Annotated in this window: 12 protein-coding genes; 10 read left to right on the top strand and 2 right to left on the bottom strand. The window is 64.1% G+C overall.

The window, feature by feature from the left end:
- Positions 1 to 435: 435 nt before the first annotated feature.
- Positions 436 to 1,875 (top strand): LuxR C-terminal-related transcriptional regulator, encoded by a 1,440-nt coding sequence (locus EOC94_RS22785; RefSeq protein ID WP_127293626.1) that lies wholly within the window; start codon positions 436 to 438, stop codon positions 1,873 to 1,875.
- Between the two features lie 4 nt (positions 1,876 to 1,879).
- Here EOC94_RS22785 and EOC94_RS22780 read toward each other — a convergent pair whose 3' ends face one another.
- Both EOC94_RS22780 and EOC94_RS22775 read right to left on the bottom strand, forming a co-directional pair.
- Positions 1,880 to 2,887 carry an aldo/keto reductase gene (locus tag EOC94_RS22780; RefSeq protein WP_127293624.1) on the bottom strand — a complete coding sequence of 336 codons (1,008 nt, stop codon included), beginning with the start codon at positions 2,885 to 2,887 and terminating at the stop codon, positions 1,880 to 1,882.
- A gap of 125 nt (positions 2,888 to 3,012) precedes the next feature.
- Positions 3,013 to 3,978, bottom strand: a complete 966-nt coding sequence (locus EOC94_RS22775; RefSeq protein WP_127293622.1) for a LysR family transcriptional regulator — start codon at positions 3,976 to 3,978, stop codon at positions 3,013 to 3,015.
- Between the two features lie 136 nt (positions 3,979 to 4,114).
- Here EOC94_RS22775 and EOC94_RS22770 point away from each other — a divergent pair, with 136 nt between their 5' ends.
- The 9 genes from EOC94_RS22770 (at position 4,115) to EOC94_RS22730 (ending at position 13,647) form a co-directional block, all read left to right on the top strand.
- Positions 4,115 to 5,548 carry an amidase gene (locus EOC94_RS22770; protein ID WP_127293620.1) on the top strand — a complete coding sequence of 478 codons (1,434 nt, stop codon included), beginning with the start codon at positions 4,115 to 4,117 and terminating at the stop codon, positions 5,546 to 5,548.
- A 56-nt stretch (positions 5,549 to 5,604) separates the two neighbouring features.
- Complete coding sequence (locus EOC94_RS22765; protein WP_127293618.1) at positions 5,605 to 6,900, top strand: ABC transporter substrate-binding protein; 1,296 nt, start codon at positions 5,605 to 5,607, stop codon at positions 6,898 to 6,900.
- 90 nt (positions 6,901 to 6,990) lie between these two features.
- Entirely contained in the window at positions 6,991 to 7,809 is an 819-nt protein-coding gene (locus EOC94_RS22760; protein WP_126105707.1) for an ABC transporter ATP-binding protein, read from the top strand.
- Entirely contained in the window at positions 7,806 to 8,534 is a 729-nt protein-coding gene (locus tag EOC94_RS22755) for an ABC transporter ATP-binding protein (protein ID WP_095482747.1), read from the top strand. The genes EOC94_RS22760 and EOC94_RS22755 overlap by 4 nt, the downstream gene beginning before the upstream one ends.
- A 4-nt stretch (positions 8,535 to 8,538) precedes the next feature.
- Positions 8,539 to 9,426, top strand: coding sequence for a branched-chain amino acid ABC transporter permease (locus tag EOC94_RS22750; protein WP_127293616.1), 888 nt, complete (start codon positions 8,539 to 8,541; stop codon positions 9,424 to 9,426).
- A 7-nt stretch (positions 9,427 to 9,433) separates the two neighbouring features.
- Positions 9,434 to 10,516, top strand: coding sequence for a branched-chain amino acid ABC transporter permease (locus EOC94_RS22745; RefSeq protein WP_127293614.1), 1,083 nt, complete (start codon positions 9,434 to 9,436; stop codon positions 10,514 to 10,516).
- A gap of 10 nt (positions 10,517 to 10,526) precedes the next feature.
- Positions 10,527 to 12,110, top strand: coding sequence for a GMC family oxidoreductase N-terminal domain-containing protein (locus tag EOC94_RS22740; RefSeq protein ID WP_127293612.1), 1,584 nt, complete (start codon positions 10,527 to 10,529; stop codon positions 12,108 to 12,110).
- Positions 12,111 to 12,118: 8 nt separating this feature from the next.
- On the top strand, positions 12,119 to 13,219 hold the full coding sequence (locus EOC94_RS22735) for a class II histone deacetylase (protein WP_127293610.1): 1,101 nt from the start codon (positions 12,119 to 12,121) through the stop codon (positions 13,217 to 13,219).
- A gap of 203 nt (positions 13,220 to 13,422) precedes the next feature.
- Complete coding sequence (locus tag EOC94_RS22730; RefSeq protein WP_095482742.1) at positions 13,423 to 13,647, top strand: hypothetical protein; 225 nt, start codon at positions 13,423 to 13,425, stop codon at positions 13,645 to 13,647.
- The last annotated feature ends 30 nt before the right edge of the window (positions 13,648 to 13,677 follow it).

The following is a 13,677-nucleotide window of genomic DNA, read 5'->3' as shown; positions in this document are numbered from 1 at the left end:
GGCAAGCATGTCCATCAATTGCAGCAGGCGCGCGGTCCGGAGTTTAGGAATAAACTGTTGTCACGCCTCAGCGCCGCAGGACTGCCGTGGAAGTGACTCATCGAGAATGACATTTGCCGCATAAGGTCCGGTTCCGGGTCAACTTGCGGCCATGGCGGGCTCCAACCAGAAATCACCGCGACCGATGGAGGCTCGGCTCGTATCGATCCGGGATTATTTAGGCCACCTCGCGACCCAAGTTCCGGCCGCATTTATGCAACTTTGACCCTTATTGATCAGCGATCCTGCCCCAGGACATCCATTTCGAAACGGAACAATGCCCCGCATCCACCCCGTTCAGCGATCAGATCGCCGATCTCGGAACCTGCCCTTTCATTCAGATGCAGTATTCGACCTCCTGCATTTGTAGTATTCTGTCCTGGGGCGGTTTCCATCATGACGGTCAATGACGCTTCGAAAGCGCAGACGCTCGATGCTTTGTCGGGCCGCGAGCGCGCGGTCGCGGAAAAATTCGCAGCCGGCATGACCTATCGCGAAATCGGCAAGGCTCTTTTTATTGCCCCGACCACTGTTCGCACCCACCTTGCGGCCATCTACGAAAAACTTGGCGTGCGCACCAAGATCGGGCTTGCGGCGTATTTTGCCGGCGCTTCCGGCGCTCGGCTGGACGGGCTATCACTCCCGTCGGACGCTCCGCCAGTGCTCGCCATATTCCCGATCGAATGCCTGAGTTCGGAAGAGCGTTGGCGCCGCTTTGCCGACGGCCTGTCGTCGGACATCACCATCGACCTGGCACGTTACGCGGGCTTGCCTGTCATCGCCTTCCACACGATGAAATCGCTGGGCAGCAAGCCGGCCGATTTCGCGGCGGACGGCAAGGCGCTCGGCGTCACCTATATCGTATCGGGCCAGTTGCGCGCCGACGACCAGAGGATTCGCTTGACGATAGAGCTTGCCGATGCCCGTAGCGGCGTCAGCCTGTGGAGGGAACGCTACGACCGCCCTGTCGAGGACATTTTCACGCTGCAGGACAGCCTGACCGAAAGCATCATCAATGTGTTCGCCGGCAGTTACGGAACGCTTGCCACCGTCGGCCGCAATGCGGTTCGCCGCAAGCCGCCGGCCAGCTTGCGGGCCTATGACTGCTACCTGCTCGCCCTCGAACAGCACACCACCTTCAGCCGCGCCGGCAATGCCGAGGCGATCCGCCTGTTTTCACGCGCGCTGGAGCTTGACCCTACTTTCGCCAACTGCTGGGCCGAGCTCGCCTATGCCTATTCGGTCGAGGCCTGCAACGGCTTTGGCGACGACGTGCTGACGTCGATCGAGAACTGGCGGACGGCGGCCGAAAACGCCTTGCGCCTCGACCCGACGGACAGCTGCGCTCACGCATGCCTTGGCAATGCCAGGGCATGCCTTGGCGATCTCGAAGGAGCGGAGCGCGCGCACCGGCGCGCTCTCGAATACGGCTCCAATCACGCCGGCATACTGCCGCTGCTGGCCGGCAGCAAGGCGCTTGTCGTCGGTGATCCGGCCGAGGCGATCCCGCTCATCGAGCGTGCCATGCGCCTCAATCCATTGGCCCCGCCCTGGTATTTCGGCATGCAAGGCCGCATCCTGTTCGTCGCCGGCAGGCACGACCAAGCCATTGCGGCGCTCCGCAGGAGTTCGCCGGAGTCGCCGGACGCGCTGATGTTCCTGGCGCTTTCACATGCGGCCATGGGCGAGGCCGGCGAGGCGGCGCGCGCCGCGGCCCGCTTGAGAGCCGAATTTCCAGGCTTTTCTGTCGAACGCTTCATCGCAGGCTATCCCGTGACCAACCGGCACGCGTTGCTTGCCATCCGCCACGCTGCCGGACTGGCGAAGCTGCCGTAGACCCCTACCGGTCGATCGTCACCATGACGCGTTCGTTGTAGCGCTCGCCCGAGACCTTGCCCGGCGCCAGCGCGTCGTCGAGCGCCTGCATTGCGGCGGCGTCGAGCTTGATCGCTGGGGCGGCGACGTTCTCCTCGAGGTACTTTCTGCGCTTGGTGCCGGGGATCGGCACGATGTCCAGCCCGAGGTCAGTGCCCTTGTGCAGCAGCCAGGCCAGCGCGATCTGGCCCGGCTTGACGCCCTTGGCCGTGGCGATGTCGCGGACAATCCCGGCCGCCTGCACGTTGGCGTCGTAGTTGGCGCCCTGGTAGCGCGGGTCGCCGCGCCGGAAGTCGCCCTCCGGGTAGTCCTCGGCGCGCTTGACGTCGCCGGTGAGGAAGCCGCGGCCAAGCGGCGCGAACGGCACCAGGCCGATGCCGAGCTCACTGAGCAGCGGGATGATCTCCGGTTCCAGATTGCGTTCCCACAGCGAATATTCGCTCTGCACAGCCGACACCGGATGCACGGCATGCGCGCGGCGGATGTTGGCGGCGCCGGCCTCCGACAGGCCGAAGTAACGCACCTTGCCCTGGATAATCAGATCGCCAACAGCACCCGCCACATCCTCGATTGGCACCGCCGGGTCGACGCGGTGCTGGTAGAGCAGGTCGATATGGTCGGTGGCGAGCCGGCTGAGCGAGCCTTCGACCGCCTCGCGGATATGCTCGGGCCGGCTGTTGCGGTCGGTGCCGATTTGCTTGCCGTTTTCGATACGAAAGCCGAATTTTGTGGCGATCGTCACCTCGTCGCGCCGGCCCTTCAGGGCGCGGCCGAGCAGTTCCTCATTGGTGTGCGGGCCATAGACTTCTGCCGTGTCGAGGAAGGTGCAGCCGAGCTCGATGGCGCGATGCAGCGTGGCGATCGATTCCGCCTCGTCGGCCGGGCCGTAGGACTGGCTCATGCCCATGCAGCCGAGGCCGATCACCGATACCTGCAGCCCCTGGCTGCCCAGCTTGCGTGTGCTCAAGGTCATGGAAGAGATCTCCGGAAAAGCGTCAGGGTTCGTGTGCGTCAGGACGATATAGAGCGCTCGCTTAGTTTCCACAGTCGCTCGGCTGAGGGCTAATCGCACGATCGCGTGAGCCGAAGAGGATCACCTCAGCCTTTCCTGGCAACCAGCAGCAAAGGCTCGCGCTCCGGCGTCGTCACCGAAAAGCCGGACGGGCCGACCGTGTCGAAGAAGCGGTGGAATATCTCGATGAAGACCCGCACGAAGAGCGGCTTTGCCGAACCGTACATGTCGGCGACGATCAGTGTCGGTGGCGGCAATTCGTCGAAGATCGGTTTTCGAACGATCTCGTCGCCATCGGCGGTGGCCCGGCCGATCGGCCGCATGTTGAGGATGGCCATGCCGAAGCCCGAGGCGACCGCCGAGCGGACCGTCTCGTAGGATCGCGTGCGAAAGCGCACCTCCGGTCGTTTGGCCAGCACGTCGAACAAGGTCAGGAGATAGGTTGCGGTGTGCGGCAGATCGAGCAGGACCAGCGGCCGCTCCGCCAGTTCCGCCAGCCAGATGCCGTCGCGCACGGCGAGGGGATCATCGGCATTGAGGACGGCGTGCGCCGGCACCTTGCAGATGCGGGTGACGCTGTCGATGCCGATCGGCCCGATGTCGTAGAGAATGGCCAGGTCGATCTGGCCGGCGACAAGCCGTTCCTGAAGCTGGACCTGGTCGGCCTCGACCAGGTCGATCTCGACATCGCCGACGCTATCGAGATAGCCGCGCAGCATTTCCGGCATGAATAGCGCGCCGAATGGCTCGAAACAGCCGATGCGCAGGACTTTCGGCACGCGGCCGCTGAGATCGCCGATCGACCGGTTGAACTCGGTTTCCGCCGCCAGCATGACGCGGGCTGCTGCGACGAAGCGTTGGCCTGCCGGCGTGATGGAGACGCCGCGCGCCGGCCGCCTGTCGAAAATACGCGCCCCCATCTCGGCCTCGGCCAAGGTGATCGCCGCCAGGATGGAGGATTGCGAGATGTAGAGCGACTTGGAGGCCGCCAGCACGCTGCCGAGACGGGCGACCTCGCAGACATAGCGCAATTGCCGGACGGTCAGGTTCATAGAAAATCCAATTGTTGCATTTAATAGCGCATGTTACTCGCAATAATACATTTTGTGGAAATGCAGAAACCCGCCAGACTGCCTCTGCTGACAAGGCTGCCGAAAGAGTGGCCATGGAACGAGGGGTTCGAACTGCATGCCGAATGGGATATCTCCCATTGCCGACGCCGATGATCTGTGCCGCCTGAGCGCCGCGGAGCTTAACGTTGCCTATCGCGCTGGATCGCTATCGCCCGTCGAGGTGACGATGGCGGCGCTTGCTCGCGCCGAAGCGATTAATCCGCTTTTCAACGCCTTCACCATGATCGACCGCAAGGCTGCGATCGAGGCCGCCGGCGCCTCCGAAAAACGCTGGCGGGCAGGCGAACCGCTGTCCGCCGCCGACGGCATACCCACGACGCTCAAGGACATCGTCTGGGTCGAGGGCTGGAGCGTTCGCTATGGCAGCAGGACCACGCCGGCTGCGCCTTGCGACAGGGATGCGCCCGCCGTTGCCCTGCTGCGCCGAGCGGGCGCTGTCTTCATTGGACAGACGACGACGCCCGAATTCGGCTGGAAGGCGATCACCGACAGCGGGCTTTGCGGCATCACGCGCAATCCCTGGAATGCCGAAAAGACGCCCGGCGGTTCTTCCGGCGGCGCGGCGGTGGCGGCCGCCACCGGAGCCGGCGTCTTCCACCTCGGCACCGATGGCGGCGGATCGATCCGTATCCCGGCCTCCTTCACCGGCATCGCCGGACTGAAGCCGACCTTCGGCCGCGTGCCGGCCTATCCGTCGAGCGCGTTCGGAACCGTCGCCCATATCGGGCCGATGGCGCGGACCGCGCAGGACCTTTCCGTCATGACGCAGGCGATGTCCGGTCGCGATCTCAGCGACTGGCAGCAAGGCGCGGGAACGCTGGCGCCGCTTGGCCGGATCGATGCGACGCTGCAAGGAGCCCGGGTCGGCTACTGGTCGAAGCCGCCATCCGGCGTGCTGGATGAAGAGATTGCCGCCGCCGTGTCCCACGCGCTGACGTATTTCAGCGCGTTTGGCGCGACGGTCGAACCCATTGATCTCCCCGGCGGCGATCTGCTCGATCTTTTCCAATACCACTGGTTCACCGGCGCCGCCGCGCGTCTGGCGCTGATCCCTGAGAACGAACGGGCAGGGATCGATCCGGGCTTCCTGGAGATCGCCCGGGCCGGGGCGGCGTTCGACGCCAAGGCACTGGTCGCCGCACAGTTACAGCGCGGCGAATTCGGCGCCGCCATGGATCGGCTGCTCGACACCTATGACTTCATCGTTTCGCCGGGAACATCGATCCCGGCCTTCGACGTCGGGCTTGAAGTGCCTTCGGGCAGCGGCCTGTCGCGCTGGACCGAATGGGCAGCATTCAGCTATCCAATCAATCTCAGCCAGCAACCGGCCTGCGTCATCCCTTGCGGCATGACGGCGGCGGGCCTGCCGGTCGGCTTCCAGATCGTCGGTACGCGTGGCGACGATGCCCAAGTGCTTTCCGCGGCGGCCGACCTGGAAGCCGCCTTTCGGCCCCTGACGCAAGCGTTTCGCCTGAAGGATTTCGCCTAATCTATTTCGCATAAAGAACAGACCGTAACCGACGACAAAAAAAGGGGAATTTTGCCATGATCAACAGACGTGCAATGCTGCAAGGGGTGGCCGGCGCGGGAGCTGGTGCTGCTCTTCTTGCCGACATGAACAATGCGGCGATCGCCCAGGACGCCACCCCCATTCCGGTCGGCTCGGCCCTGCCGATGTCCGGTATCGCCGCCGCCGACGGCATCGAGTTCAAGAACGGCCTCGACCTCGCCGCCGAGGAGATCAATGCGGCGGGCGGCATTCTCGGCCGGCCTGTCGAGATCCACATCGAAGACACCAAGGAAATGGGCGCCGATCTGGTCAGCCAGTCGATGCAGCGCTTGATCGATCGTTTCACGGCCCCGGTCATCATCAACGGCTACAATCTCGGCACCAACATGATCGAGATGGACGTCGCCGCCGACAATGACGTCATCATGATGCACTACAACACGCTGATTTCGCACAATGAGAAGTTCAAGACCGACCCGGCCCGCTACTACAGTTCCTTCCAGGGCGATCCGCCGGAATTCTGGTATGGTCCCGGCTGCCTGAATTTTCTCAAGACGCTAGTCGCGGACGGCAAATGGAAGGCGCCGAACAAGAAGATCGCCATCATCCCGTCGGCCAATGAATATTCGATCGTCATCGCCAATGCGATCCGCGACAAGGCCGCCGAATATGGATTCGAGGTTAGCCTGTTCGAGACGGTTCCGTTCCCGACCAACCAGTGGGGTCCGACACTGGCGAAGCTCCGGCAGGATCCGCCGGCGGCGATCCTGGTCACGCATTTCCTGCCGCAGGACCTGGCGCAGTTCATGGTCCAGTTCCTCGCCGAGCCGATCAACAGCCTGATCTATATGCAGTACGGGCCGTCGCTGCCCGCGTTCCGCGAGATCGGCGGCGAAGCGGTCAACGGCGTCGTCTATTCGACGGTGATCGGTTGCCTGCCGGACGATTTCTCCAAATCGTTCCGCGAGAGTTACAGGGCGAAGTTTGGTCCGAACTCCGCTTACATCACGGGATCGCAGACCTATGACGGCCTATGGATGTGGGCGCTTGCGGCGGCAATCGCCGGCGGTCCGGGCGAGCCGTTCAACAAGGAGCAGACCACCAAGGTGGCCAATGCCATGAAACGCTTGGTCTATCGCGGGGTCAACGGCACCTACCGGGCCGATCCGGCGGGTCAGTCGGCGTTCTGCTACCCGACGCAGGTGGCGGATCCGTCGCTCGGCATGCCGCACCAGTTCCTGCAACATCAGGATTACAAGACCGATCCGAAACTGATCGCGCCGGTGCTCTATGCAACGGACAGCTTCATCCTGCCGCCATGGATCAAATGAACCGGAACGTAGAAATGAAACGAACGAAACCGGCGGGCCATGGCGCCCGACCGGTTGCCATCAGGTAAACAACAGTGCCAGGCAAACGAGATGACTGAGGCCGCGGGCCCGATGCTGGTTTGTGACGGCGTCGTCAAACGGTTTGGCTCGCTGGCCGCCGTCGACGGCGTGTCGATGGTGGTCAATCCGGGCGAGATCGTCGGCATTGGCGGGCCGAACGGCGCCGGCAAGACGACTTTTTTTGATGTCGTGACCGGGATCACGCCGGCCAGCGCCGGCCGCGTGCATTTCGGCGACGCCGACATTTCAACTTTGGGAGCCGACCGCATCTGCCAGCTCGGCATGGCCCGGACCTTCCAGCTCAATGCCGCCTTCGATAGCTTGACGGTTCGCGAAAACATCGAGATCGCCGCCTATTTCGGCCGCCAGCGGCGCAGGCTGGCTGGCTTCCGCCTCGGCGAGGATGTCCGGCAGGCAACAATGGAGGCGCTGGATTTCGTCGGACTTGCGGGCAAGGCTGAAGAGACCGTGGCGCGGCTGCCGGTGCTCGACCGCAAGCTCCTGATGATCGCCGGTGCCATCGCCACCAAGCCGAAGATGCTGTTCCTCGACGAGCCGGTCGGCGGGCTCAACGTCGCCGAGATCGACCAGATCATGGCGATGGTGCTGAAATTGCGCGACCAGGGACTAACCATCGTGCTGATCGAGCATGTCATGCGCTTTCTCCTGGCGCTGTCCAGCCGCGTCATCATCATGCACCACGGCAAGGTGATCTTTGAGGGCAGGCCGGACAAGGTGGCCGAGGACCAGACCGTCGTCGAAACCTATCTGGGACAAGGCACGCAGAAGCGGCTGAAGAAATTCTTCGACGACCAGGCCGCAACGAGCCCGGTCGAGGGGGCGCAATGACGAGCGCAGCCGCCAAACCGCCCGTCCTGCAGCTCGACGCCATCGTCTCCGGCTATGACGGCCTTGAGGTGCTCAAGGGCATTTCGCTGACCGTCCGTGCCGGAGAATTCGTCACCGTCGTCGGCCCGAACGGCCATGGCAAATCGACGCTTCTCAAGACGATCTCCGGCCTCGTGCCGCTACGCGGCGGGCAGATCAGCATCGACGGCCAGCGCCTGTCCGGAAAGCCACACGAAACGGCGATGCTGGGCGTCGCCCACGTGCCGCAGGGCGACATGCTGTTTGCGCAGATGAGCGTGCTCGAAAACCTGCTGATGGGCGCCTATCTGGCGCCGGACAAGGCCGAGATCAAGCGCCGGCTGGACGAGGTCTACACGCTTTTGCCGAAGCTCGCCGACCGCCGCGACCAGGTCGCCTCGAGCCTGTCCGGCGGCGAACGGCGCATGGCCGGCATCGGCCGCGGCCTGATGATGGGCGGGCGCATCCTGTTGATCGACGAGCCGTCGCTCGGCCTGGCGCCGCTGATCATCGATCAGGTCTACGGCGTCATTGCCGAACTGAGCAAAGCCGGCCGGACGATCCTCCTCGTCGAGGAGAACCCGGCGCGGGTCGAGGACCTCGCCGACCGCCTGCATCTGCTCGACGACGGCGCTATTGTCTGGTCGGGCAAGCCCGCTGAACTGATGGCGCGAGACGAGCTCCTCGCAACCTATCTTGGAGGCTGACGCCATGACCGACGTTCTCATGGCCATTCTTGTCGCCGGCTTCACGTCCGGCGCGCTCTATGCCCTGGCGACGGTCGGGCTGTCGCTGGTCTGGGGCTCGATGGGCATGCTCAACATGGCCCATGCGGCGATGCTGACGCTTGGCGGCTATGTCGCCTTCACGGTGATCACCTCGCTCGGCCTGCCGATCGCTATCGGCTTTGCCGGCGCCATTCTCGTGGGCGCCGCGGCCGGTGCGATCCTTTATTTTGCGATCGTTCGCAATCTCCTGAAGAACGACAAGTCGACATTCGAAGCCAACGTCATGATCGCCACGGTCGGCATCGGTATTGCGCTGGAGAATGCCATCCTGCTGACGTATGGCGGACAGCCGCTGAAGCAGCCGGTCTCGATCGCCGGCGCCGTTCGCCTCGGGCCGCTGACGCTGCCCTGGCAGAACCTTTTGATCATCGCGGTCGTCGTCGTCATGATGGTGGTGGTCTCGCTGGCGCTCGGCCGCACGCGGATGGGTCGTGCAATCCGGGCGACGGCGCAGAACCGCGATGCGGCCCAGCTCATGGGCGTCGCCGTCAACCGCGTCTATCTGCAGGTGCTGATGCTGTCCGGCGCGCTCGCCGGCATCTGCGGCGTCATGGTCTCGTCGATGACGCAATTGTCACCGCCGCTCGGCAACGATCCGATGCTGAAAGCCTTCATCATGTGCGTCGTCGCCGGCCTCGGCAATCTGCCGGGCGCGGTCGCCGCCGCGCTTGGCCTGGCGCTGCTCGAATCCTTCGTCCAGTACGCGCTTGGCGCCCGCTGGGGCTTTCCGTCGCTGCTGTTCGTGGTCATTGCCGTGCTGATCTGGCGACCGTCCGGCCTCTTCGGCCGCGCCGAAATCCGGCGCATGTGAGGGCATCATGACAGACACCAGATCCATGTCGCGCATGTCCCGCTCAGCCAGGACCGATCTTGCCATCAGCCTGGTGCTGATCGCTGCGGCGGTTGCGCTGCCCTTCATGATCGACAGCCGCTACATCCTCGGCCAGATCGTGCTGGCGCTGTTTTATGCAACGATCGCATCGCAGTGGAATCTTTTGTTCGGCTTCTCCGGCATCTTCTCGCTGGCCCAAATGGCGATCTTTGCCTTCGGCGGCTACGCGACCGCGATGCTCTGCTTCTATTTCGGCTGGAACGTCTGGGCGGCCCTTGTGCCCGGCGCGCTCGGCGCCGTGCTGTTCTCGCTCGTCGTTGGCCTGGCCTGCCTGCGGCTGACTGGCGTCTATGTGGCGCTGCTGACCCTAGCGATTGCCCAGACGATGTATCTGCTGATCGTCACCGACACCGAGTGCTTCGTCATGGTTGGCTCGGTCTGCCGCCAGTTCACCGGCGGCGCCGTCGGCTTTGCCCGGTTCGGCGATCTTGGCACCAGGGCCTTGCTGAGAGCGCAGTGGCTGGTCGGCAACTATGCGATCATCGCGGTGCTGTTCGGCATCACCATGGTCTTCACTTACGCGATCGTCAAAAGCCCGATCGGGCTTGCCTTCCGGGCGCTCAAGGACAATCCGGGCTATGCGGTGGCGCGTGGCGTCAACCGGTTCCAGGCGCAGCTTCTCGTCTTCGGGATTTCTGCCTTCTTCACCGGGCTTGCCGGCGGTTTCTATGCCGCGCATTTCCAGGCGATCGGCCCCGGCGTGCTGTCGATGTCGCAGCTGATGTTCATCATCGCCATCGTCGTGGTCGGCGGTGTCGGCACGTTCTGGGGACCGCTTGTCGGCACCGTGGTGCTGGTCCTGGCCGACGAGCTGATGCGCGAGAGCGGCGAGTTCCGCACGCTCGGCCTCGGCCTGATCATCGCCCTGTCGGTGGTGCTGATGCCGAAGGGGCTGGTCGGCCGCTTTGGCGATCTTGTCCGCTGGCTGACGCGCAAGCGCAGCGGCCCAACGAACAGCAAGCCAGTAGTGAGCAACATTGTGCAAAGCCCGGCTGCGGCCGGAAAATGAGAGACCGACGATGTTCGACACGATCATAGTGGGTGCCGGCTCGGCCGGCTGCGTGCTGGCAAACCGGCTCAGCGCCGATCCTGGCCGCAAGGTGCTACTACTGGAGGCGGGACGCGAAGCGCCGCTCGCCTCGGACGTGCCGTCGGACTGGCCGACCATGTTCAACACCGCCGTCGATTGGGGCTATTACACCGAGCCGCAGGTCGGCTGCCGCGGCAGGCGGGTGTTCTGGCCGCGCGGCAAGATGATCGGCGGTTCCGGCGCGCTGAACGCGATGATCTATATTCGCGGCCTGCCGTCCGACTATGACGGCTGGGCCGCCATGGGCTGCCCGGGCTGGGCCTGGAGCGACGTGCTGCCGGTGTTCAAGGCCTGCGAAAGCAATGCCGAGCTTGGCAACGATCCGCTGCACGGCGCCAATGGGCCGCTGCATATCGGCAATGTCGGGCATGTCGATCCCAACGAGCTCGCCTGGATCGAGGCCTGCAAGGCCGCCGGCTACCAGCACAACCGCGATTTCAACGGCGTCGAGCAGGAAGGCGTCGGCCTCTTCCAGTTCACCATCAAGAACGGCGAACGCTGGGGCACAGGCAAGGCTTATCTGCGCCCGGCGCGGCAACGTCCCAACCTCACGGTGAAAACCGGGGTGCTGGCGACGGGCCTGATCGTCGAGAAGGGCCGGGCCAGAGGCATCCGCTATCTGGTCAACGGCGTGCCGGAGACTGCCTTTGCCGAGAGCGAGGTGGTGCTGTCGTCGGGCTCGATCGGCAGCTGCCAGCTGATGCTGCTTTCCGGCATCGGCCCGGCCGACGAACTCAGGAGCGTCGGCGTCGATCCCGTCCACGATCTGCCGGGCGTCGGCAAGGATCTGCAGGACCATATCAACATTCCGATCACCTTCTACACCAAGGACAAGATCGGCGTCGGCGCCTGGACCGACGAGACGCTGCAGCGGGATTTTGCGGAGTGGCAGACATCGCGCAGCGGCCCGCGCTCCTCACCCTGGGTGGCGGCCGGTGGCTTCGTCAGGAGCCGACCGGATGTCGAACCGGACCTTCAGCTTTACGGCGCCATCAGCCCGCATCGCGACTATGTGCGGTTCCTGTCGTCGAAGCCCGGCATCACGCTGCACACCACGCTGCAGCGGCCTGACAGCCGCGGCGAGATCCGCCTGCGCTCGGCCAATCCCATCGAATATCCGGCGATCGACCCGCGTTACTTCGCCAGCGACGAGGACGGATCGGATATCGCCACGCTGGTAGAGGGCATTCGCATCAGCCGCCGGATCGCGGCGGAGTCGCCACTCAAAGAAATGCTGGTCGGCGAAATCACGCCAAGCGCCGAATGCGAAAGCGATGCCGAGATCGCCGAGTACATTCGTGGTCACTGCACGACGCTCTACCACCCGACCAGCACCTGCCGCATGGGCACCGACGCGATGGCCGTCGTCGATCCCGCGTCGATGAAGGTGCATGGGCTGGACGGGCTTTGCATCGCCGACGCCTCGGTCTTTCCAAAGATGGTTTCCGGCAACACCAATGCGCCGACGATCATGATCGCCGAACGCGCCGCATCGATGATCCTGGGAGGATAAGAAACAACATGGCGACGGGTTGGAACTTCCATGAACTCTATCTCTGGCACGAGACTGGGAACGCCGCGCAGTTCTTTCAGCCGAGCCTGACCATCGAACCGGGCGAGCATGCCGAGAATGCCGCGACCAAACGCCGGTTCCGCAATCTCATGGAGGTTTCAGGCCTCACCGAAAAGCTGTCGAAGATCGCCTCGGTCGCGGTGAGCGAGGACGATCTCGCCCTGTTTCACGATCGTGACTACATCCGCCGCATCAAGACGCTCAGCGACGAGCGCGGCGGCGATGCGAGCTATCTCACCCCCTTCGGTCACGGCAGCTACGAGATCGCCTGCCTGGCGGCTGGCGGCACCGCTGCGGTGATGGATGCGGTGCTGAGCGGCGATGTCGACAATGGCTACGCTCTGGTGCGGCCGCCCGGTCATCATGCCGAACGCGCGCAAGGCCTGGGCTTTTGCCTGTTCGGCAATGTTCCGGTCGCTATCCTGAAGAACCGAGCCAAACATGGCTTCGAGCGGGTCGCCACCGTCGACTGGGACGTCCATCACGGCAACGGCACCCAGGCGGCCTTCTATGCGGATCCGTCGGTGCTGACGATCTCGATCCACCAGGACGGACTCTATCCGCCCGACAGCGGGTTCCACAAGGAGCGCGGCGAGGGCAAAGGCGAGGGCTACAATATCAACGTGCCACTGCCGGCCGGATGCGGCCACGGCGCCTACATGTCGGTATTCGAACGCGTCGTGCTGCCGGCGCTCACTCGCTACAAGCCTGATCTCATCGTCGTACCATCGGGTTTCGATGCATCGGCGGCCGATCCGCTGGGGCGCATGATGCTGCACAGCGGCAGCTACCGCGAAATGACGCGGCTGCTGATGCAGGCGGCCGACAATCTCTGCGGCGGGCGGCTGATGATGTCGCATGAAGGCGGTTATTCGGCCGCCTACGTGCCCTATTGCGGCCTGGCGGTGATGGAGCAATTGTCCGGCATCAGGACTGATATCGACGACCCGTTCCTGCCGGTCTTCGAAGCCTACGCCGGCCAGCCCCTGCAGCCGCACCAGGCGGCCGCCATAGCCAGGGCGGAGGAATTGGTGGGCGGTATCGGATAGTGGATGTGAGTAGTTCCGGGAGCGCTCATCGCCCCGGCGCAGCTTGCCCAATGTCATGCGGCGGCGGCGGCTTCGAAAGCTGACTCTCCCCGGCTGGCTGAGTGAAAAAGGTGGCCTGATCATCCCAAATTGACACGACAGCCGGTCTCGGCCATCCTTATGCTCGCCGCCTTCTCCTGCGGTGGCTTGTGTGTGAGTGAGTCATGGCCAGTTCCGTCACCAGCCAGAAATCCAAGCGCGCCGCGGTGCGCAAGGCTCTTGACCGCCACAAGGTCTACATCACCGCACAGAGCTTTTCCGCCGGCGCCTACAAAGCGCGTGTCCTCGTTGACGGCGAGGCCTACTGGGTCGACGAATTCCGGCTGAGCCAGCTCCAGCAGGGTCTGTCGCCGGCCGAGCTCGAATTGACGCCGGCCACCGACGATTGAGCTGTGTGAGGCACGACATCGGCCCGCCAC

The organism is Mesorhizobium sp. M6A.T.Ce.TU.016.01.1.1 (genome assembly GCF_003997065.1).
Classification (GTDB): Bacteria; Pseudomonadota; Alphaproteobacteria; order Rhizobiales; family Rhizobiaceae; genus Mesorhizobium; species Mesorhizobium mediterraneum.
The sequence above is the reverse complement of the archived record's forward strand: the minus strand, read 5'-3'. Positions and strand labels throughout refer to the sequence as shown.